The sequence below is a fragment of the Actinoplanes sichuanensis genome, assembly GCF_033097365.1.
Lineage (GTDB): Bacteria > Actinomycetota > Actinomycetes > Mycobacteriales > Micromonosporaceae > Actinoplanes > Actinoplanes sichuanensis.
In genome coordinates this window covers 4,323,337-4,343,722 of sequence record NZ_AP028461.1, presented here as the reverse complement: position 1 = coordinate 4,343,722, position 20,386 = coordinate 4,323,337, and the positions used below count along the sequence as shown (strand labels likewise).

Below are 20,386 nucleotides of genomic sequence, written 5' to 3'. Positions count from 1 at the left end.
CCGTCACCGTTACCCGTTCAGTCCCAGGCGCAGTGGATGTGGGTCGCGTGACCCTCGTCGCCCGGACCCCTCACGTCGGTTGCGCCGTAGGCGGCGCAGGCGTTGCGGAAGGCCTGGTTGAACGGGTTCGAGGCGTTGACCGGACTGCCGTTGATCCGGTCGATGTCGAAGGCCCTGCCGGAGTAGTGGGCGGACGTCGCACTGTGGTCACCGCCGGCGATCGCGGTGATCCGGAAGCTGAGGCCGTTGATCAGATGGGTCCTCAGGATGGCCTCCAGCATCGCGCGCCGCAGGGTCACGTCCGTCTGGCCGACGTCGCTGAACGTACTCGTCTTGGCCGGCGAACCGGCCGCGGTGTCGACGATGTTCTGCCGGGCCGTGGACGCCGGGTCGGACTGCCCGCCCACGTGGAAGGTCAGTTGCTCGGTCCCGGGGATGTCGCGGATGAAGGCCGCCGGGTTGTACGCCGGAAGTCCGCTGCCGAACTCACCCGACCCCACCGACACCCGCAGCGTGGGAGTGCCCAGGCCGATGCACGGCGACAGGTAGCGTTGCGGTGCGGCGAGGGCGAAACAGCCGCCCCAGGGTGCCCCGTTCAGCGTCTGCAGCACCAGATCGAAGCCGATCTCCAGCTGCCGCCCGCCGTCGAAGAGCCGCCCGTCGATCAACACGGCGCCCTGACTTCCGCCGTAGTAGGAGTTGGCGAAGGAGAACACGGGCGCCGCGGCGACGACCTGGTTGCTGGTCTGCACGCCGCCGGTCCGGTCGATCAGGTAGGCCTGACCGGCGCCCGCGAGGTAGAAGTTGCACAAGATCTCGGCCAGATAGTCGACCCGCGACAACGCCGTGCCGTTCGGGGTCACGATCCGGCTGATGTACGGCACACAGACCAGACCTCCTGGCGGATCATCCGGCCCTGCCTCGACCCTGTGCGGGGCCGGACCGTTGCGCTGCTTGCCGAGCGTGATCCCCTGGCCATCCGGTGTACGTGCCAAGGAGCGCCCGCTTTCGGCACGCAGGCTCGTCGCCGGGGTCGTGACGGACACTCCGGGCCTGGCCGTCGCCACCCGGCCGGGTAGCGACGGCGCGCCTTGACCGCCGGTCGCGTCGGCTTGTGCCGCACCGCCGGTGAGCGCGATTGCCAGTATCGTCGCCAGCGCCAGCCCGCCGCCGAGATGCCACCTTCTCAGTGATCGCATGTCGTCCTCTCCGCGAGATCGTCGGTCCCGCAACGATCTCGGCGCCCACTGGACGGGAACTGGACTTCAACTGGACGCCCAGGCTCACCGCAGGTGCGGTCACGCCTCGTCGCCCAGGCGGCCCGGTAGCACAGCGGAGGTGGCGTGCGGAACTACGCCGACCTCGACCCCGGGCAGGGAGGCAACCGCGGTCTCGTCTGTCGCGGAGCACCGTTGATCGTGCCTTCGCATGAGACGCTCGCCTGGAGGAACCGGCGAGTCATGGTGCAGCGGGTGCCGTACCGCCCGAGGCGATCGCCGCCGACGTCGAGCGGAGAGCTTTTTCGGTTCGGCACGCGTGTGCGCGAGAGGGAAGAAGGAGATGCCGCAACCTGACCTGGCGACGGTCCTGGAGACGGTCGACCTCTTCGCCTCCAGGGACGAGGACTGGGAACCGGCAGAGCTTTCGGCCGAACTCCGCCGGACGGGATGGACGGTCTATCGAGCCGGCTCCACCCCGTACCCGTCATGGCTTGAAAAGAGCGGATTGCAGGTCGCCATTCTCCATGGATATGAGGCGCTCGGAGAGGTCGCCTTGCAGATCTCTCTGGAGGATTGGGCGGGTGATTGGTCGGCCCCCGAGTCGTCCTCCGAGTATGTTCGATCCGTGTTGGCGGGCTATCCCGCTGAGATCGAGGAGTCTCGGCGAATCGGGCGTGAATTGGTCGCCGCCCTCTCCAGGCGGTACCCGGTGAGTGCCGAAGATCATGAGCGTAGTGATGAGACCTTCGCGTTCGTCTTCTCGGAATCCTGGCGGGCGGGCCGGGCGCTCTTGATCCTCGGCATCGAACACCTCGACCCGGATGACACGCCGATCGAATTGAACCTGTATGTGAGGCACTGAGTCCGATCCGTCGGCAGTCCACTCCCGATCTCGGGCACGGGCGAAGAGCGGCCGGTCCGAGGAGAGGATCACCCCGCCTGCGCGGGGGTGATCCGGTGAGTCGTGCGGGGTCCCCCTCGAATGGCTGCCTGCTTCCCGCGCATGCGGGAGTGATCCGGGCGCACAGCGGAGAATCAAGCAGGACCTCGGCCGGTCCCGACGCCTTCGTGCCGGACTGTTCGCGGGGTAGGTCGGCCCCGTGTCGAGCGGTTTGTCGGCGACGGCGCTCCGGGTGCGTCCGCCGATTCATCGTCTGCCACCGGTCATCGGCCTTGATCGCTGTTACGATCCCGCCTCACGATCCATCGGAACGGGGACGGTTTTGCGAAGACTTCCCGTGCTGGCGGCGGCCCTCATCACGCTGCTGCCGGTCACTCTGCTCACCACCACCGGATCAGCGTCGGCGGCCACCGCGACCCTGACCGTCACCACATATGACCGCACCGGAGCGAAGATCAAGGTGCCGTTGCGCCTGATCAACCTGGACAGTGGTGCCGAGTACACCGCAACGAGCCTCAAAGCCAAGACGCTGCCGAAAGGCAAGTACGCAGTGCTGACCGACATCTATTCGGCCAAGGACGGCACCGACACGCTCGGTGCCCGGGTGCTGAAGGTGTCCGGCAAGACCGCCACCACGATCGACGCGCGCCGCGGCCGGGCGATCAAGGTGGCCCTGGACAAGACGCCCGACGGCCAGCCCTACCAGGAACTGCGAGCGCAGATCTGTGCCAACGCGTCGGCCTCGTCCACCGAGATCGGGGCCTGGAACACACCCGGCAAGATCTTCGTCATCCCGAACGCGTCGAAGAGCCTGCAATTCGCCTACAACTCCGCCTGGTCCAACAGCACGACGAACAGTGTGTGGCTGGTATCGGCGGCCACCAAGACCGTGCCGGCCGGGGTGACCCGCACCTGGCGGACCTCATCGCTGGCCACGCTCAAAGCAGTGGCCAAGCGCGGACCGGCCGGCAGCGACCAGTCCGACCTGCGCCTCGAGGAGACCTCCTCGTGCCACGCCGGGTACGGCATCCAGGCGTTCTCCGGCCAGACCCCGGCGGTCGCCACCTTCCGCGTCAGCCCGGGCAAGTGGCAGCTGTCGGCGAACTGGTGGGGCACCGAGACCAACGGCGATTCGGCCATGATGGGCTTCGACAACCGCAACCTGACCTTGACCGCCGGCCGGTCGTACGGCCAATCGTTCTTCAACGCCGGCTGGGGGCCGGGCCGCAGCCTGCCCCGGATGTACTCCAACCCCGGAAGGCTCGCGTTCGACACCTCCCTGATGTTCACCGACCCCGGCTACGACATGTACTCCGAGGCCAGTGAACTGTCCAAGGTGACGCTCTACGACAGTGCCCGCAGGGTGGTCAAATCCCAGTGGCGCACCGACTGGGAGGGCCGGGGTTCCGACTTCAACGCGAAGATCAAGGCCAAGGGCTGGTACACGCTGCAAGTCGACGCCAAGCGATACCGCCCCGGCATCAAACACCCCGCCGACATGCTGTCACCACGCGTTCAGGCGATCTTCGGGATGAAGCTGGACCCGAAGGCGAAGCCGCGCAGCGCCGACGTCATCCTGCCCCGCATGGTGCCCACCGGGCTGGACGTGAACAACCGGGCGAGGCCCGGCTCCAGCACCGTGCTGGAGATCCGGCCGGATCGCCGCCACAAGGAAGTGGACCTGAAACTCGGCAAAGTCACCGCGAAGACCGCCATCACCCAGGTGTCGTTCGACGGCGGAAAGACCTGGCGCTCGATCACGGTCCGCAAGAGCGGCACCAAGTGGCTGGCAACCATCACGAACCCCGCCTCCGGCGCGGTCGCGATCCGTACCCGGATCACCACCACCAAGAATGAGTACGCGCAGGTCACGATCGTACGCGCGTACACCATCGGCTGACCTGGCCCGGGCCGGGGCCTATCCGCCCCGGCCCGACGCCGGCATCGTGTCACCGACAGCGGAGTTGGAGACCGCGCCCCGCGGTAAATCCGGATGCCGCTGATGCGCAGGAGCCGCATGATCCTAAGGTGGGGTGTGGATGTGACCAGCCGGCCCCGTACTGCCGAGCAGTGGCGGGTCTACCTTGCCGGGTACAGCGCCGATTTTCTCCGCGTCGCCGACGCTGATCGTCTGCAAGAGCTCGGAGCTGAACGACGTAGCTCTGGGTGGCTCGGGTTCGCCGGCGCTGATCAGGATGCGCTCACTGCCGTTGAGGAACGTCTCGGGACGGCGCTTCCCGCGGGGTATCGCGCGTTCTTGGAGGCCTCAGACGGATGGCTCGAGATGGGGCCGTTCGTGTGGACGATGCGGACTACAGCCGACGTCGGGTGGCTGCGCGAAATCGAACCCGACCTGTGCGACATGGGTGACGAGGCCGATGAGTTGCTGGCCCGTACGCTGCTGGTGTCCGCCGATGCGGATGCGTGCTACTGGCTTCTCGACCCCGCGGATGTCAACGCTGACGGAGAATGGGCGGCATACGTCTGGGCATCGTGGTATCCGGGCCTGGGTGATCGTTTCGACTCCTTCGCCGACCTGGTCGCTGCCGAGCGGGAGTCGTTCGAGGAGCTCAACGCGCGCGAAGGCCGGGCGCTTGAGCCGGGCGGGGCGGATGATCTCGTTGTGCAGGGGCGGCAACTGGCACTGCGGGGCGAGGCGCAGAGAGCGGCCGAGTGTTTCGAGGCCGCGGCCCGTAAGGGCTCGGGAGCGGGGCAGTACCTCGCCGTGGTTATGGCGGCGTTCTTGCAGCCCCAAGTCCACCACAGGATACGAAACGACGTGCTCGGGCATCCACACGTGATTGACGCGGTCGGCGCTGGGCGAGTACGCGCCGAGCTTGTACCGCTCTTTCTGCGGCATGAGTCCGGCGCCCGGGCCGAGCGGCTGGTCAAGAATGCGCTGGGTGAGGTCGGCGAGGTGCCGATGTCGTCCGAACCACCCGACTTCACCGCGGCACTGAGCCAAGCCCGTGAACTCGCACGCCGAGGCGAATCCGAGGCCGCGTGGTCGGCCGTGGCGGCAGCGGTGTCACGGTGGCGTAGCGACGACCCACTGCGCATCGCACCGTTGACGCTGCTCACCGATCCTGTGCTGCGGCCGCTGGTCACCCCGCAGCGGGCCGCCTGGATCGCCACCACCCCGAAAGGCCTTGATTTCTGACCGATCCGGCACTGCCTCGATCGCGCATACGGCTATCACGGCCATCACCATGATTCCTCGCCGGTGGTGGGACTGGCAGGTTGTTCCCGCACCCGGTATTCCGGCCTCCGACGGCGGGACGGCGGCTCATCGACGGGACCGGGTGGCGTGTTCAAGCCGGTGTGCCCCGGTGTGACGTGCCGCCACCGTACGGGTTGCTGCGGGCTGCCCAGGACCGCGCAACGCATCGTGTCTTCGACAGCCGTCACGTGGCCCCCGGCATGCGATCCATCATCGGAAAGCGACTCGGAAAGTACTTGGAGCCGAGCTCATGCCCGGGTTGACCACGAAACGCTCTCCCTGCCCAGCGCATCCATTTATGTGACATTGACCTGCCATTGATATCGACCGCCCGGAATGTAGGGGCAAGTGATTCTCAGTGGAACAGGGAGCTGATGTCGATGAGATCCAGAAGGCTGGGCCGGAAGGCGACCGCTGTCGCTGTCGCCGGCACCGTCGCCGGTGGGCTGATGTTCGCGGGTGCCGCCCACGCCGCGGTCTACACCAAGGAAAGCAACGGGGTGGTGGCGCAGCTCGACACGGCCCCCGGCAACGGATCGAAGGCGTGGATGTGGGGCTACGCGCCGAACGGAGTGTCGTTCGGCGTCGTTCAGTACCAGTTCTACAACGGCCAGGTCGGCCATTTCGACGTGCGCGCCAATTCGGCGCGGTCGGTGAACCTCGACACCTCGGTCTGGCGAATCCGGGCCTGTGCCGTCTACCAGGTCAACAACGGAAAACCGCCGAGCCAGGGTGGCGGCTACATCGAGGACTGGCGTTGCTCCGGCTGGAGCTGACCACGGTATGCATTCGTTTTTCGTGATTCCGGGAAGGGAAGGGAAAGAGTAGTGCGAGTGAAATCGAAACGGCTGGCGCTCAAGGCTGCCGCGGTGATGACGGCAGGTGCCCTCGGCGGTGGGCTGACGTTCGCCGGCGTGGCTCACGCGGCCGTCTACACCAAGGACGTCCACGGGGTCATCGGGCAGCTCGACACGGCCGCCGGCAACGGCTCGAAGGCCTGGATGTGGGGCTACGCTCCGGCTCACGTGTCCCGTGGCGTCGTGCAGTACCAGTTCTACAACGGGCAGATCGGCTCCTTCGACGTCGCGCCGCGTACGGCCCGGTCGGTGAACCTCAATACCTCGGTCTGGCGGATCCAGGCCTGCGCCGTCTACTGGGTCCAGAGCGACGACCCGAAGGGCGGCGGGCCGTCGCCTTCGAAGGCTGCCGGATGGTACGAGGAGTGGCACTGCTCCGGCTGGAGCTGACCGGCTGAAAACAGCGGGGCCCGCGGTGATCGTCACCGCGGGCCCCGCTGCCGTCGGGCTCCGGATCAGCCCTTGTGGGCGTACTCCAGCAGCGTTCCGGGGTTGGTCAGCCCGTTGGTCGGGGCACCCTGCGGGTCACGGGCCAGGCCGCTGCTGTCGGTGACGGCGTAGAAGACGGTGCCGGTGGCGTTGAACGTCAGATCGCGATAGCGGTTGACGCTCTTCCAGACCGGGATGGTCTCGGCCGCCAGCCGGCCGTCCGCGGTCAGCGGCACCCGGTAGATCGTGCCGTCCTTCAACGTGGTCATCAGCAGCGAGTTGCTCCACCCCGGAAGGCGGGAGGCGGCCAGGTAGTCGAGGCTGGAAGGCGCGATGCCGGGCCAGCAGATGTAGTAGGCGGCCGCGCACTTCGGGTCCTGGAAGTCGAAGTCGTCGCCGACCGTGTAGTAGGTCCGCAGCGGCTCGACCAGGTTCGGGGCCGTGAAGCTGGACTCCGTGGACTGCGGGACCTGCGGCAGCGCCGGTTCACCCCACGGCAGAGAGGGACAGCCGGGAGCAGCCGACCAGTTCGCGTAGACGTACGCCTGGTCATCCTGGTAGCCGGAGATGTTCGGCCAGCCGTAGTTCCCTGCCGCCCGGATCAGATTGATCTCGTCGTCGTTCTTCGGGCCGTGCTCGTTGGCGTAGAGCCGGCCGCCGGGGCCGAAGGTCAGACCCTGCGGGTTGCGGTGACCCAGGGAGTAGACGTGGCTGCGTACCCCGTTGATCACCGGGTTGTCGGCCGGGATGGTGCCGTCGACCTCGAGGCGCAGAACCTTGCCCTGATATGACACCCAGTCACGATCGCGGACCTCCTGCGCCGTCGGTGTGCGCTGCGCCCGGATCGGCTTGCAGTAGTTGGCGAACTGATTGTGGCCCCCGTCGCCGATCGTGTACGCCAGCTTGCCGTCCGGGCCGAAGACCAGCCGGCCGGAGTTGTGGTCGTCGCTGCCGGGCAGACCCTCGATCAGGGTGATCGGCAGGATCAGCCGCTGGGTGGCCGCCTCCCAGAAATAACGGACCAGCTTGACCCGGCGGTCGACCGCGGCGCCGGGATCGGCATCGTAGGTGTAGGCCAGGAAGACATGCTGGTTGCGGGCCGTGAGCAGCTCGGGGTGCAGGGCCATGCCCATCAGGCCGTCCTGGGTGCCCGGTGTGATCAGCACGTCGGGCAGGGTCAGCGCGGTGCTGCGGGCGCCGGTGGCCGGATCGATCCGGACCACCCGGCCGGCGGTGCGCTCGGTCACCCACAGCAGGCCGTCCGGGCCGTTGGCGACCTCGAACGGGTTGGCGAGGCCGGTGGCGATCACCCGGGTGGTGAACTGGTCCGGGCCGGGGTCGGCCGCGTGGGCGGCGGTCGCGGGGGAGGTTGATGCCACGATCGCCGTGAGGGTGGCGGCGATCAGTGTGCGTGTCGCGGTGCGCATGCTGCTCCGTTTCTCGTCGGTATGCCCTCCACGGTGGGTATCCCGGATTTACGGGCCATCGACGGCGAATAGACGCATTTCGCCGATACGCGGCATCGACGCTTCCCGCGTGAGATCACCATGCGGCCGCCTCGTAGAGGTCGACATATCGCGGGTACAGATCATCGGCCACCGGCCCGAGCCGTTCCACGGTGACGATGTCGTGTTCGAGACCCAGAGCGGCGCCGGTGTCGGCGGTTCGACGCGTCCGGTCCATGTGCTGCCGATCCGGTGTCGATGCCGGCTCGTCAGGGTCTCACCGGCGGGGCTATGGGCTCGGTGGCTCAGCGGAGAGGCAGGCACGATTTCGTCACCGCCCGGTGGGGGTCATCGCACATCGCGATGGGGGTCAACGCCATTGCCTTACGACACCGGCCGCAGAATCCGGCAGTGTCGACGGCGACCGGTTCCAAGTCGATTCCGAGTGGGCGGACCACAATGACCATCACTATGGCGGTGACTGTGACACCGATCCGGCAGAGCGTGTTGCGGGCGGGGGCGGAACCTGAGGAGTTCGGCGGACACGAGCAGGCGTGGGCCTGGCTGCAGGGTGACCTGCCTATCCTCAAGACGATGGTTGGTAAGGCTGTGGCGCGGCGTGCGATCGCGGTCCGCGTCCTGATCGGAGTTCACTCATGCCTTCGCGCGCCCTCCAGCTGAAGGTGCTCGGCCCGGTCGTCGCCGAGTATCGGGGCCAGGCGGTGGACCTGGGCGGGCCGCTGCAGCGGGCGGTGCTGGCGATGCTGCTGGCGGCCCGGGGGACCGTGGTGTCGGCGGACCGGCTGATCGAGCAGCTGTGGCACGGACGGCCACCGCCGAGGGCCACCACGTCGCTGCAGACCTACGTCTCCAACCTGCGTCGCCTGCTCGAGCCGGATCGTAGACCGCGCACCCCGAGTACCACGTTGCTCACGGTGCCGCCCGGCTACGCGATCAGCGTCAGCGACGACGACGTCGACGCGTGGCGTTTCGAGCGGCTCGTCCGTGCGGCGCGTAAGGAGCCTCCGGAGACGGCCACCGTGTTGCTGGAGGAGGCGCTGCGGCTGTGGCGGGGGCCGGCGTACGCCGAGTTCGCAGACGCGGACTGGGCGCAGGCGGAGGTCGGCCGTCTCGACGAACTGCACCTGCTGGCGCGGGAGGCGCAGCTGGACGCCACCGTACGCAGCGGGCAGGGCGCTGTCGCTGTTCCGCTAGCGGAGGCGATGACCCGGGAGTACCCGCTGCGGGAGGAGGCCTGGCGGCAACTCGCTCTGGCGCTGTGGGCGACCGGTCGCCGGGCCGAGGCGCTGGAGGCGTTGGGCGCCCATCGGCGGGTGTTGCGTGACGAGTTGGGCCTCAATCCGACCCGCCGTCTCGCCGACCTCGAGGTCGCCATCCTCAGCGAGCGCGACGACCTGCGTCCCGGTGAGCCCTCCAAGGCCGTCGTGCCGTTCGCCGGTGAGGCGGAGCCGTTCGTCGGGCGGACCGGTGAGCTGCGGCGATTTCACGAGGCCACCGGTGCGGCGCTGCGTGGCGGCGGCATCGTGCTGATCAGCGGTGAGAGCGGCATCGGTAAGAGCCGTCTGCTGGGCCGAGCCCTTCAGGACCTGGCCGCCACCGGCTGGACGGTACTGAGCGGATGCTGCCCGGAGTATGAGGGTGCACCACCGGCGTGGGCGTGGACGGAGGTGCTGCGGTCGCTGGAGAAGGTGATGCCGCCGCCCGAGCCGGCCGTGATGGCGCCGTTGCTGGGCGACGTCGGCGCCGGTTCTGTGCCCGGACCGGACATCGGACGGTTTCCGCTGCATCAGGCGGTGGTGAGGTGGCTGGGTGTGGCCGCCGCGGCCGGCCCGCTGGTGGTGGCCGTCGACGATCTGCAGAACGCCGACGGTGAGACGCTGACCCTGTTCGAGCGGGCCGTCGAAGGGCTGGCGGGGCGCCCTGCCCTGGTCGTCGGCACCTACCGGCCGGGCGAGACCGGATCGCGGGTGGCCGACACCCTCGCCCGGGTGGCGCGACGGGTACCGGTGCGGATCAACCTGCCCGGGCTGACCAGCGCCGAGGTGGGTGACCTGATCGCCGCCGTCACCGGGGTGCCGGCCGACGACCGGACCGTCGAGGCGTTGACCGACCGGACCGGTGGCAACCCCTTCTATGTGGGCGAGTGCGCTCGGCTGTTGGCTGCCGAGGGGCCGCAATCCGCGCTCACCGAGGTGCCGGACGGCGTACGTGAGGTGCTGCGCCGCAGGCTGGCCCGGCTCGGTGACCGGCACCTGGATGTGCTGAGGGTGGCCGCGCTGCTCGGCGGCGACGCCGACCCCGATGTCCTGGCCGAGGTGGCCGGTGTCGACCCGGCCCCCGCCCTGGAGACCGCCTTCGCTCTCGGTCTGCTGGTCGAGGGCACGTCCGGGCATCCCGCCTTCCGGCATTCCCTGCTGCGTGACCTGATCTACGGTGAGATGCCGACACCTCGCCGGGCCCGTCTGCATGCCGCCATCGCCGCAGTGCTGGAACGGGAGCGGCCCGACGACCACGTCGCCCTGGCCCGGCACTACAGCCGGGCGCTGACGGCGGCGACCGCGGGCCCGGCGATGCGCCACAGCATGCTGGCCGCTGCCGCGGCCGAGCGTGTCTACGCCTTCGACGTGGCGGCTGAACTGCTCACCCAGGCGGTCGAGGCAGCCGGTCGGATGCCGCGTACCGGTGACCACGATGCCCGGATCGTGCAGGTGCTGTCGCTGCTGGTCCGCGCGCAGATCAAGGCCGGGGCGATGAGCGCGGCCCGAGCCTCCCGGCGGCGGGCCATGGATCACGCCGAACACGCCGGCCGCGACGACCTGCTGGCCGAGGCGCTGGCGGCGTGGAGCGAGCCGACGTCGTGGCAGAGCCGTGCCTACGGGACCGTGGACCTGCGGACGGTGACCGCCCTGAACCGGCTGCTGAGCCGCGGTGCCCTGGACCCGCGGACGCGTTGCCGGCTGCTCGACACGCTGGTCTCCGAACTCGACGGCGATCTCGACCCGCGGGCGGTTTCCGCGGCGCAGGAGCAACTGGCCCTGGCCCGCGACATCGGTGAGCCGGAACTGATCGCCGCCGGGCTGATGGCGGTCGCCAAGTGCACCTCCTACGAGCATGGTGCCGAGCGGCGCGGCCGGATCGCCGACGAGCTGCGGGACCTGGCCCGAGGCATGGGACTGCCGGTGTACCACTGGCTCGCCGAGCACATCGCGGGCACCGTCCGGGCCGCCGCCGCCGACCCGGACGGGCTGCGCCGGCACGCCGAACTCGGCATCGCCATCGCCGGTCAGCACGGCCTCGCCGAGCAGGAGGCGGTGAACCGGGCCACGCTCGCGATGCTGGCGCACATCCGCGGCGACTTCGCCGAGGCCCGCGAACTCTACGACGACGTCTACGAACGGATGCTGGCCGTCGGCGCCATCCACGCGTGGACGTTTCACAGCACGGTGCAGATCACCCTTTACCTGAGCGAAGGCCGGTACGCCGAGGCCGAGCCGTTGACCCGCGCCGTCCAGGACGCGACCGGCAATCTGGAGAACGACCGGCTGGCGCTGGTCCTGGCCCGGCAGGGCAGGCTGGACGAGGCCCGGGCGGTGCCTCGCGACCTGGTGTTGCGCGATGACTACCTGCAGAGTTACTTCGGATGCCTCAAGGGTGACCTGGCGGTGCTGCTCGGTGAGCGGGAGAACGCACCGATGCTGATCGACCGGCTGCTGCCGCTGCGTGATCTGCTCGGCGGCGTGACGAGCACGTCGATGGTGAGCGGGCCGGTCGCGATCACCCTCGGTGGTCTCTACCGGTTGATCGGCGACGACGATCGCGCCGCCGAGGAGTTCCGGCACGCCGTGGTGATCGCGCGGCGGTGGGGCTCACCGCACTGGGAGGCGGCCGCACAGGAGGCGTTGGCGCGGCTACCCGGCTGAACGCGGCGTTCAGAAAACGCCAAGAGTTCTTACCATCGCAGGTTCGTAGTCTTCGGCCATGCTCGAAAGCGGACTGTCAACCACCCTCAGCTTCAGCCTCCTCGGGCCTGTCCAGGCCTGGCAGTGCACCCGGACGGACTCCGGTAGGCCCCGGACCGGCCGTGAAGTGGACATCGGATCGCCGCAGCAGCGCGGCACCCTGGCCATGCTGCTGCTGCGCGAGGGCACCACGGTCACCCTGGACGAACTGATCAGCGGACTGTGGGGCGATGAACCGCCCCGTTCGGCGGTCACCACCGTACGGACCTACGTCTACCGGTTGCGGCGGGTACTGCAGCAGGAGGGCGACGACGCGACCAGCCTGGAGTCCAGCGGCGGCGGTTACGTCCTGCACGTGCCGGACGGGGCCGTCGACATCAACCGGTTCCGGGCGCACACCCTGCGCGCCGCGGCGGCCACCCGCCACGGGGATCGGCGTGCGGCGGCCGCCGAGTTGCGTTCCGCGCTCACCCTGCCCGACGGCAGACCGCTCGCCGGAGTGCAGGGGCCGTACGCGCAGGGTCAGCGTGCCCGGCTCGAGCAGTGGATCGCCACCGCGCACCTGGATCTGATCGAGGCCGAGATCCACCTCGGCCGGCATCGGGAGATCCTGCCCGACCTCACCGCGATGGCCGCCGCCCACCCGTTGTGGGAGGAGGTACAGGCGCTGTACATGACCGCGCTGCACGGCATGGGCCGTACGGCCGAGGCGATGGAGCACTACCGCCGATCGCACCGGGCTCTGGTCGACGAGCTCGGTATCGAACCCGGCGCCCAGCTGCGGGCCGCGATGCACCACATCCTGGCGCCCGCACCGACCACGGTGAACGCCGGGCCGCGTCGGCCGCGTGCCGGCGGCTCCCCACGCCGTCGTCGCCCGGCGTGGGTCTCGCATCGCCGTCTGGTGCGCTGAGCCGCGGCAGGTCACCGGTGCCTGGTCGCCGGGCACACCTGCGGCAACAGGCAGGCACCGGTGAAACCGGTGGTCGTCGCGGCGTACAGCAGGGCGGTGAACAGACCGGCCGTAATGGCCAGCATGACGACGGCATGCAGGACGAACCGGAAAACGCGATACCAGCGAGGCCTGTCGGACATGCCGCTATCCGATCGGGCCGGGTTCGATACCCGGTCGATGCGCAGTCGACGGGGCGGCCTCGTAGAGGCCGAGGTAGCGGGCGTACAGGTCGTCGCGGTGGACGCCGAGCGCGGCCGGGGAGGCGATGTCGTGCGACAGGCCCATCGCCGCCGGTAGCAGCACTTCCTCGAACGACGATCCGCCGGCGGCGGCCAGCGCGGCGGGCAGGGCGAACGCGGTCGCCCGGTCCACCGCCTGGTCACCGGCCGACAGCACGACGGCGATCCGTCGCGGGCCGGTGCCCGGCCGTGCCCGGACGTCGGCCGCGAGACGCAGATACTGGGCGAGCGCCGTGTAGGAGTAGCCGTTGCGGTCGACGAGGTCCGGTAGGAGCCTGCATCCGTACGCGAACCGCAGGGCGGCGACCGCCACCGGGCAGGCGTGCCGCCGGTGCGGCCGGAAGAACGGGGCCAGTGCCAGCAGTCGCCGTACCTCGCCCGCCCGCCGTGCCGCCAGCCAGGTGCCCAGCACGGCCCCGCCGGAGATGCCGACGATTCCGGCCTCGTCGCCCAGACGTGTGGTGAGGCGCCAGGCGCCGGTGGAGTACGCCCGCAGCGCCGCGACGGTGAGCCGCCCGGACGGTGGACCGGCCGGCCCGTGCAGCGGAGCCCGCGGCGCAGCACGTTGTATCCACGGGCGAAGAACCGTTCGGCCAGCAGCGCCACCTGCTGCGGGGTGTGGGTGTGGCCGTGCAGCAGCAGCACCGCACGAGGCCGGCTCTCGCCGTGAGTCCACAAGCGCGTACCGGCCGCGGGCCGCACCGCGGGGTTCCGCTCGTCGTCGGCGACCGCACGGCGGGCGGCCGCCTCGGCGTCGGCGAAGCCGGTCACGGCGTCTGCGGGCGGGTCCACCGGTGCTTCACACCGGGCGGGAAGAACTCGGCGTCGTCCGCCGGCCGGAGTTCCACCTGCGGAGTCTGGTAGGCCGCCGGCACGTAGTGGGCGAACTCGCTGTTGATGCGCAGCAACTCGGTACGGATCGACGAGGCGGCGAGCATCCGCCGTTCCTCGCTGGGCTCGGCTCCGGCGGCCAGCTCGACGACGACGGACAGCCGCCGGTCCCGGTCGGTGTCCTCGACCGTGCGCAGCACGAACCTACCGGTGGTCCAGCCGCTGACGGCCGGCCGTTCCAGGCCCGCCGTCACGTTCTCCGGGTAGATGTTGGCCCCGAAATACGAGACGGTGAACAGTGAACGGCCGAAGACGTACACGAACGGCAGTCGCGGGCCGTCACCGGGATCGAAGCCGTGGTCCCGGCACAACGACACCATTTCGTCGTACGGCAGTACGCCGCCCTCGTCGGCGATGTGATAGCGAACCAGTGGCACGGTGCCGGCGCAGCTGAAGGTGAGGGTCCCGTCCGGCATCGGCTCGAACCAGTGGGTGACCGGGTCGTACTGCACCAGTGTCGGCAGTCGGGAGTCGCCGAAGCACCTGGTCGCGACGTCCGGGTGCCGGGCCAGGAAGCGGCGGATGCGAACGCTCAGCGGCGTCTCGTTGCCCAGCACTCCCGCGTCGGCCGTGCCGTACAGCGAGACGATGTCGGTGACCGGGTCGCTGATGCCAGCGCGTTCGCCGACGAGGTCACGCCACTGCTCGCTGAACACCTCGCCGGCCAGTACCAGCTTGATGCCGTAGTACTGCCAGTCGAGGCCGCGGTCGCGGCCGGCGTCGATGACGTTCTTGAGGAACGGCGGGTAGCCGAGCAGTACCGTCTGGTCGTAGTTGCGGCCGAGTTCGCCGACCACGCGCAGGATCTCGGCGAGGTCGTTGCCGGGGGTGGCGACGGTGATCGGGTAGCCGTCGGCGGCGAGGCGTCGGCAGGCGGCGACGGTGTACATGCCGCCGACCCAGTTGCCGAGAGCGAAGCAGACCACGGCGAGCGTGCTGCTCTCGGCGGCATCGAATCCGTCGCGGAAGACCTGCTCGAACCGTGCGACGCCGGTCTGCTCGTCGGATTCGGTGCGCGGCCACACCGTCGGGTGGCCGGAGGACCCTGAGGAGAGGGCGACGACGGTGGCCGCGTCGAGTCGCCCGTGGCGGCACCGGTCCGGCAACGGGTAGCGGCGGTGGTAGCCGGCCTTGGTCATCAACGGGATCGCCGCCGGTTCCAGGACCGCGGCCGGATCGACCCCGTTGTCCTCGAGGAATCGGCGGTAGGCGGGAACCGTCGCGACGGCGTCCTGGAACAACGCCATCACGGGTGAGGGCTCGGTCATCGCCCACGCTCGGGTGCGGTGGCGGCCGGTGTGCGTACGTTCATGGTCGTTCCTGTCTGGAGCGGGAGCGGGAGCGGGAGCGGGAGCGGGATCGGGGGCGGGAGCGGGGCCGGCGGGACACGGGTGCGGGCCTGGGCCCGGACCACCACCGCCAGCCAGACGAATTCGGCGGTCAGCGCCGCCCGTTCGGCGAACCCGCCGAGGGCGCCGCCGACGGCGACCTCGGTCAGGTACCAGCCGAGCAGGGCGAACAACACGAGGGCCACCGCCGGGCCGGCCGGGGCGGCGAACGGGTGGCAGCGTCCCGCCACCGCCGGCCAGGCGGCCAGGGCGACGGCGGCGAGCCCGGCGAAGACAGCGTGCGCGATCGACCAGGCGCCGCCCGCGGGCAGCGGGAATCCGGCGGCGAGCAGCAGGAAGAATCCTGCGGCGGCGAGCAGGACACGGCCGGAGACGGCCGCTGCGGTCAGCCCGAGGGCGGCGATCAGGTGGACGACACCCGATCCGGCCATCGCGGCGGTGGTCAGGTAGCGGTGCTCGGCGTCGAGGGCGGCCATGGCGCTGACCGAGCGTTCGACCCAGTCGAAGCAGGCGGGCTGCACCAGCCCCGCGACGACGACGGCCAGGCACAGCGCCGGCAGCGCCGACAGTGTCAGCGGTACGAGGTAGCGCTCAGCGACTCGGAACACCGTCGTCTCCGGTCAGAGGCGGTGAGGGCGCACCGGCTCGGGGAGCCGTGCACGGACATGCAGATTGGTGGGGAAGACACTGAACGCCGTCCGCTCACCGACGGGACCGGCGCCGGTGTCGGGTTCGAGATCGAAGTCGCGGCACAGCATCGAGGTCACCAGCGTGGTCTCGACCAGGGCGAGGTTGCGGCCGGGGCAGAAACGCGGTCCGCCGCCGAACGGCAGGAACGGGGCGGTGACGCTGTCGGCCGCCGGGCCGGCGCCGAGCCACCGCTCGGGGCGGAACCGATCCGGTTCGGGGAACCGCGCCTCGTCGTGGTGCGCGCCCCGGCTGATCAGTGTGAACACGATGGTTCCGGCATCGATGACCAGACTGTTGTCCCGGCCGGCGAGCAGGACGTCGTGTTTGGCCTGCATCGCCAGGTACGGCGCCACCGGTCGCATCCGGATCGCCTCGCGGACGGCGGCCCCGGCGAGTTCCAGGTTGCGCAGGGTGGCAGGGCTGTCGACGACGTACCGGTCGCCGAGGACGTTGTCCGCCTCGGCACGTACCCGATGCAGCATCTGCGGGTCGTTGGCCAGGTAGTGCAGCGTCCAGGCGGCTGTCGCGGAGGTGGTGTCCTCGCCGGCGAGCAGCATCGTCAGGACGTTGCCGACCAGTTCGGTGTGGGTCAGTTCCGGCTCGCCGTCGGCCGGGACGGCGAGGGCCTCCAGGAAGTTGGACGGGGCGGCCCCGCCGGCGACGCGGGCTTTGGCCTGTTCGAAGTGCCGTCCGATGATGCCGCTGAGCTCGTCCATCGTCCTGGTGAGCCGCCGGCGGCGGGCGCTGGGCACGAACCGCCAGTAGGGGATCGGCGCGTACAGGCGCCGGCCGATCTCCGGGAACAGTTCGGGTAGCCGCTGCGACAGGCCGGCGCCGTGGTTCTCCACCGCGTTCAGGTCGACGCCGGCGGCCAGGCCGACGGTCACGTCCAGGGTGTATCGCATCATCTCGTCGAGCACGTCGATGCGGTCACCGGCCGCCGCGGCGGCGTGCCATTTGCGCCGCAGGCGCTCGGCGCAGCGGGTGAGGGTGCCGAAGTAGGCGCTGAGGTGGGCGGCGTTGAGGCTGCGGGTGGCGATGGCGCGCAGCCGCTGCCATTCGTCGTCCTCGGCGGTGAAGACGCCGTGGACACCGAGTTCACGCAGGGTCGAGGTGACGCGAGGGCTGCGCCGGAACGTCTCGGGTCGTTGCCTGAGTACCGCGTTGACCAGGAAGGGGTCGGAGGTGACCACGGCCGGTGCGGGCAGCCGGAGCCGGTAGGTGGATCCGTAACGGTCGTTCCACTTCTGCAGGGCCCGGTTCGGACCGCCGGCGCCGGCCAGAGCGAGTTTGTTGCCGAAAACCGGCAGGCTCGGTGGGCCCGGTAGGTCACGGATGGTCAGTGCGTCCTGTGCTAACACCGTCCCAGCCAAACCGGCGGGGATCAACTTGCGGTCGACGACAAGTGGACGACTCTCGGGTACCGCGGCGTCCCGGCTCGATCCGCTGCTCAGGTGGACGGTCAATCCCTGTTCATTCGTGGCCCGGTCGATCACGTGCGGGTATGGTCGCGTCCTGACCGGCCCGGATCCAGCGCCCGAGACCCCCTCGGCCCGCGCGGCGGCTGCCGGCGCGGTGGAGTCCTCGACCTGACGGCCGGACTCCCGCGACATCACCCGCTTGCTGGAGGAGACCATGCGCGACATCGAGCCGGCCGACCTGCGGACCGGCGGTGCCGGACTCGTCCGTGCCGGGGACACGCCTGTCGACGAGGTGCCGCGGCTGTCCGAGGTTCTGCGGGCCGGACGGCGCAGGGCCTTCGTCGGACGCGACGCTGAGATGGCGCTGTTCCGGACCGCCTTGGGCGACGTGGCGCGGTGCACGGTGCTGTATCTGCACGGGACCGCCGGCGTCGGGAAGTCGACGGTACTGCGGCGGTGCGCGGCCGAGGCCGAGGCCGAGGGGCGGGTGGTCCTGCGGATGGACCGCTGCGATCCGGCGGGGATCGTCGCCGCGGTGCTGGCCGCCCAGCCGCTGATCCCGGCCGGCGCGAGCGCGCCGGTGCTGTTGTTCGACGACTTCGAGCAGTGGCGGACGGCTGAGGTGTGGTTGCGTGAGGACTTCTTTCCCGGCCTGCCCCTGGGCACCGTCGTGATGCTCGCCGGCCGGGGCGCTCCGGACGTCGCCTGGACCGCCGATCCGGGCTGGCGCGACGTGGTGCGCATTCGTGAGGTCGTCGAGTTCGACACCGCCGAGACCGGGGCCTGGCTCGATCACGAGGCGGTGCCCGCCGCTCGCCGCCTACTGCTGTGCGAGCTGTCAGGTGGTCATCCGCTGCTGCTGAGCACGGCTGCGGCGGCGGTGGCCGCCGGTCACACCGATGACGAGGTACGCCTCACCGGCGCCCGGGCGGTGATCCGGCGGCTGCTGGACGACCTGCCGACGGTGGAGCACCGCCGCGCGGTGGAGCTGTGCGCGTATGCCGACCCGGCCACCGAGCGGATGCTGCATGCCGGTGTGCCGCAGGCCGATCCGGTTGCTCTGCTGCACTGGCTGCTCGACCAGCCGTGGACCGTCGGCGACGACGTCGGTGTGCGCCTGCGGCCCTACCTGCGCCGGGCGATGCGCACCGACCTGCACTGGCGGGATCCGGCCAGGGCGTACGCGGTGCGGGATCTCGTCGGCCGCTGCGGTGCCGCCCGGCCGTTGACCAGGACGGCTTTCGACGCGGCGGTCCGCGACGCTCTGCGCGAGTACCGGCGTCCCGACCTGCTCGCCGGTAACCCGCTGGCGCAGAGCCGGATGGTGCTGGCCGCAGCCGAGCACACCGATCCGGGGCAGGCGTTGCGGGCGGTGCTGCGTGCGGCGGTGGACGCCATGGGAGAGGACCCCAGGGAAGGTAAGGCGCACCGTGCGCTGACGGCCACGTATCTGGGCACCGCACCCACGCAGGACGCGGCGGCCCAGCGGCTGGGGTTGCCGTTCAGTACCTACCGCCGTCATCTGACCCGCGGGGTCCGGGTGCTCGCAGATCTACTGTGGCGTCGTGAGCTGACCTGAGTATCGGCAGTTGCATCGTCGGCAGCGTGTCCTGTCCCGGCCGCAGGACCGGAAGCTCCACGGTCGGCTGCTCGTGGACGGCGACCGGGACCCTGCGCTGCGGCAGGGTGAACAGCCAGGCGCCGCCGACGGCCGGCGCCCACCGGTGCAGCCGCACACAGACCAGTACCAGCAACGCGGTCAACGCCACCGGCAGGACCGCGGCGAGCACGAGCTGCGCCGCCGGGCCGGCACCGGAGAACACGTCGCGCAGCACGGCGTCGATGATCGCCAGCAACGGCATGTGGATGACGTAGATCGGCAGGGTGTTGCGCCCCAGCCCGGCCAGGGCGTTGCTCAGCCGCCGCAGCCGGACCAGCTGTGTGGCGCCGGCGACACCGGCGGCCACGGCCAGGCCGCTGATCAACGGCCAGACGCCCGGCCAGCGTTGCGCGCCCGCCACGCGCATCACCGCCACCGTCACCAGGTACGCGGCGACGCAGACACCGAAGGTGCGCAGGGTTGCCGTCTGTGCCCACCGGTCGATCCACGGCTTGAGCCGTACCCCGGCCAGGAAGAACAGCAGGTTCTGGTAGAGCTGGCCGCGGTTGCCGGGTGCCGCGAGCATCCCGGAGGCGGCGACCGCGGACAACACGAACGCGGGCATCAGCACCACCACCGCGGGCAGCGCCCGGGTCGAACGGGCGATGGTGAAGTAGACGGCCAGCGCCATCAGGTACCACAGGTTCGTCGGCGTGACGGTCAGCTGCTCGGCGATGTCCGCGACACTGCGTGCCGCCAGCGTGTCGAAGCCCGGCAGATTCCACAGCACCGCGGTGTGCACGGCGAACCACAGCGCGTACAGGTAGAGGAACTTCGTGATCCGGCTACGCCGGGTCTGCGCCCAGCTGCGGGTGACCGCACCGGCCGCCAGCATGCCGGAGATGGTGAAGAAGACCGGCATGCGCAGCGGCAGAAGCTGTTCGCCGAACGTTCCCCACACGCCCGGCAGCGGCACCGGCAGCCGCCAGCCGACCTGCAGGTAGTGCTTCATGATGACGTGCCACAGCACCACCAGCAGGATGCACACACCTTTGGCGACGTCGATCCACTGCCGGCGTCCGGCCACTGCCGGTCGGATGCTGCGAGGCACGTCACATCACTCCACGTAATCGGTAGGTGGGAACGAGCCGGGATCATCGGCAAGGCCGTTGTTCATCCGGAAGGCCAC

At 70.1% G+C, this 20,386-nt stretch carries 17 protein-coding genes; 8 read left to right on the top strand and 9 right to left on the bottom strand.

The features are described from left to right. Positions 1–17: 17 nt before the first annotated feature. The gene (locus Q0Z83_RS19975; RefSeq protein ID WP_317795469.1) at positions 18–884 is read right to left on the bottom strand and encodes a hypothetical protein; all 867 of its coding nucleotides are present in this window, start codon (positions 882–884) and stop codon (positions 18–20) included. Between the two features lie 676 nt (positions 885–1,560). Between Q0Z83_RS19975 and Q0Z83_RS19970 the strand changes: the two genes are divergently transcribed. The 5 genes from Q0Z83_RS19970 (at position 1,561) to Q0Z83_RS19950 (ending at position 6,588) form a co-directional block, all read left to right on the top strand. Continuing rightward, positions 1,561–2,082: a hypothetical protein gene (locus Q0Z83_RS19970; RefSeq protein WP_317795468.1), complete on the top strand. Its 522-nt coding sequence runs from the start codon at positions 1,561–1,563 to the stop codon at positions 2,080–2,082. Positions 2,083–2,443: 361 nt separating this feature from the next. Further along, a complete protein-coding gene (locus tag Q0Z83_RS19965; protein WP_317795467.1) occupies positions 2,444–4,021 on the top strand; it encodes a hypothetical protein in 1,578 nt (525 codons plus the stop codon). A gap of 135 nt (positions 4,022–4,156) precedes the next feature. Then, positions 4,157–5,281, top strand: a complete 1,125-nt coding sequence (locus Q0Z83_RS19960; protein ID WP_317795466.1) for an SMI1/KNR4 family protein — start codon at positions 4,157–4,159, stop codon at positions 5,279–5,281. A 440-nt stretch (positions 5,282–5,721) separates the two neighbouring features. After that, positions 5,722–6,117 carry a hypothetical protein gene (locus Q0Z83_RS19955; protein ID WP_317795465.1) on the top strand — a complete coding sequence of 132 codons (396 nt, stop codon included), beginning with the start codon at positions 5,722–5,724 and terminating at the stop codon, positions 6,115–6,117. A gap of 57 nt (positions 6,118–6,174) precedes the next feature. Next, positions 6,175–6,588: a hypothetical protein gene (locus Q0Z83_RS19950; RefSeq protein WP_317795464.1), complete on the top strand. Its 414-nt coding sequence runs from the start codon at positions 6,175–6,177 to the stop codon at positions 6,586–6,588. Between the two features lie 65 nt (positions 6,589–6,653). Here the strand turns inward: Q0Z83_RS19950 and Q0Z83_RS19945 are convergent, their stop codons facing one another. Both Q0Z83_RS19945 and Q0Z83_RS19940 read right to left on the bottom strand, forming a co-directional pair. Beyond that, a complete protein-coding gene (locus Q0Z83_RS19945) occupies positions 6,654–8,054 on the bottom strand; it encodes a glucose/sorbosone family PQQ-dependent dehydrogenase (RefSeq protein ID WP_317795463.1) in 1,401 nt (466 codons plus the stop codon). A gap of 115 nt (positions 8,055–8,169) precedes the next feature. After that, complete coding sequence (locus tag Q0Z83_RS19940) at positions 8,170–8,310, bottom strand: hypothetical protein (RefSeq protein WP_317795462.1); 141 nt, start codon at positions 8,308–8,310, stop codon at positions 8,170–8,172. Positions 8,311–8,728: 418 nt separating this feature from the next. Between Q0Z83_RS19940 and Q0Z83_RS19935 the strand changes: the two genes are divergently transcribed. Next, on the top strand, positions 8,729–12,013 hold the full coding sequence (locus tag Q0Z83_RS19935) for a BTAD domain-containing putative transcriptional regulator (RefSeq protein WP_317795461.1): 3,285 nt from the start codon (positions 8,729–8,731) through the stop codon (positions 12,011–12,013). 166 nt (positions 12,014–12,179) lie between these two features. After that, positions 12,180–12,965 (top strand): AfsR/SARP family transcriptional regulator, encoded by a 786-nt coding sequence (locus tag Q0Z83_RS19930; protein WP_317795460.1) that lies wholly within the window; start codon positions 12,180–12,182, stop codon positions 12,963–12,965. An 11-nt stretch (positions 12,966–12,976) separates the two neighbouring features. On the opposite strand, the gene Q0Z83_RS19925 is transcribed toward Q0Z83_RS19930, so the two are convergent. The 5 genes from Q0Z83_RS19925 to Q0Z83_RS19905 form a co-directional block, all read right to left on the bottom strand. Continuing rightward, on the bottom strand, positions 12,977–13,147 hold the full coding sequence (locus tag Q0Z83_RS19925; RefSeq protein ID WP_317795459.1) for a hypothetical protein: 171 nt from the start codon (positions 13,145–13,147) through the stop codon (positions 12,977–12,979). A 4-nt stretch (positions 13,148–13,151) separates the two neighbouring features. Beyond that, the gene (locus Q0Z83_RS19920) at positions 13,152–13,922 is read right to left on the bottom strand and encodes a hypothetical protein (protein ID WP_317795458.1); all 771 of its coding nucleotides are present in this window, start codon (positions 13,920–13,922) and stop codon (positions 13,152–13,154) included. Between the two features lie 91 nt (positions 13,923–14,013). Then, the gene (locus Q0Z83_RS19915; RefSeq protein WP_317795457.1) at positions 14,014–15,405 is read right to left on the bottom strand and encodes a phenylacetate--CoA ligase family protein; all 1,392 of its coding nucleotides are present in this window, start codon (positions 15,403–15,405) and stop codon (positions 14,014–14,016) included. After that, positions 15,402–16,094: a DUF998 domain-containing protein gene (locus Q0Z83_RS19910; protein WP_317795456.1), complete on the bottom strand. Its 693-nt coding sequence runs from the start codon at positions 16,092–16,094 to the stop codon at positions 15,402–15,404. The genes Q0Z83_RS19915 and Q0Z83_RS19910 overlap by 4 nt, the downstream gene beginning before the upstream one ends. 12 nt (positions 16,095–16,106) lie before the next feature. Next, positions 16,107–17,537, bottom strand: a complete 1,431-nt coding sequence (locus tag Q0Z83_RS19905; RefSeq protein WP_317795455.1) for a cytochrome P450 — start codon at positions 17,535–17,537, stop codon at positions 16,107–16,109. A 274-nt stretch (positions 17,538–17,811) separates the two neighbouring features. Between Q0Z83_RS19905 and Q0Z83_RS19900 the strand changes: the two genes are divergently transcribed. Beyond that, positions 17,812–19,176 carry an ATP-binding protein gene (locus tag Q0Z83_RS19900; RefSeq protein WP_317795454.1) on the top strand — a complete coding sequence of 455 codons (1,365 nt, stop codon included), beginning with the start codon at positions 17,812–17,814 and terminating at the stop codon, positions 19,174–19,176. Here the strand turns inward: Q0Z83_RS19900 and Q0Z83_RS19895 are convergent. Next, positions 19,100–20,308, bottom strand: coding sequence for an acyltransferase (locus Q0Z83_RS19895; RefSeq protein WP_317795453.1), 1,209 nt, complete (start codon positions 20,306–20,308; stop codon positions 19,100–19,102). The two genes, Q0Z83_RS19900 and Q0Z83_RS19895, sit on opposite strands and share 77 nt — an antisense overlap. Positions 20,309–20,386 lie beyond the last annotated feature (78 nt).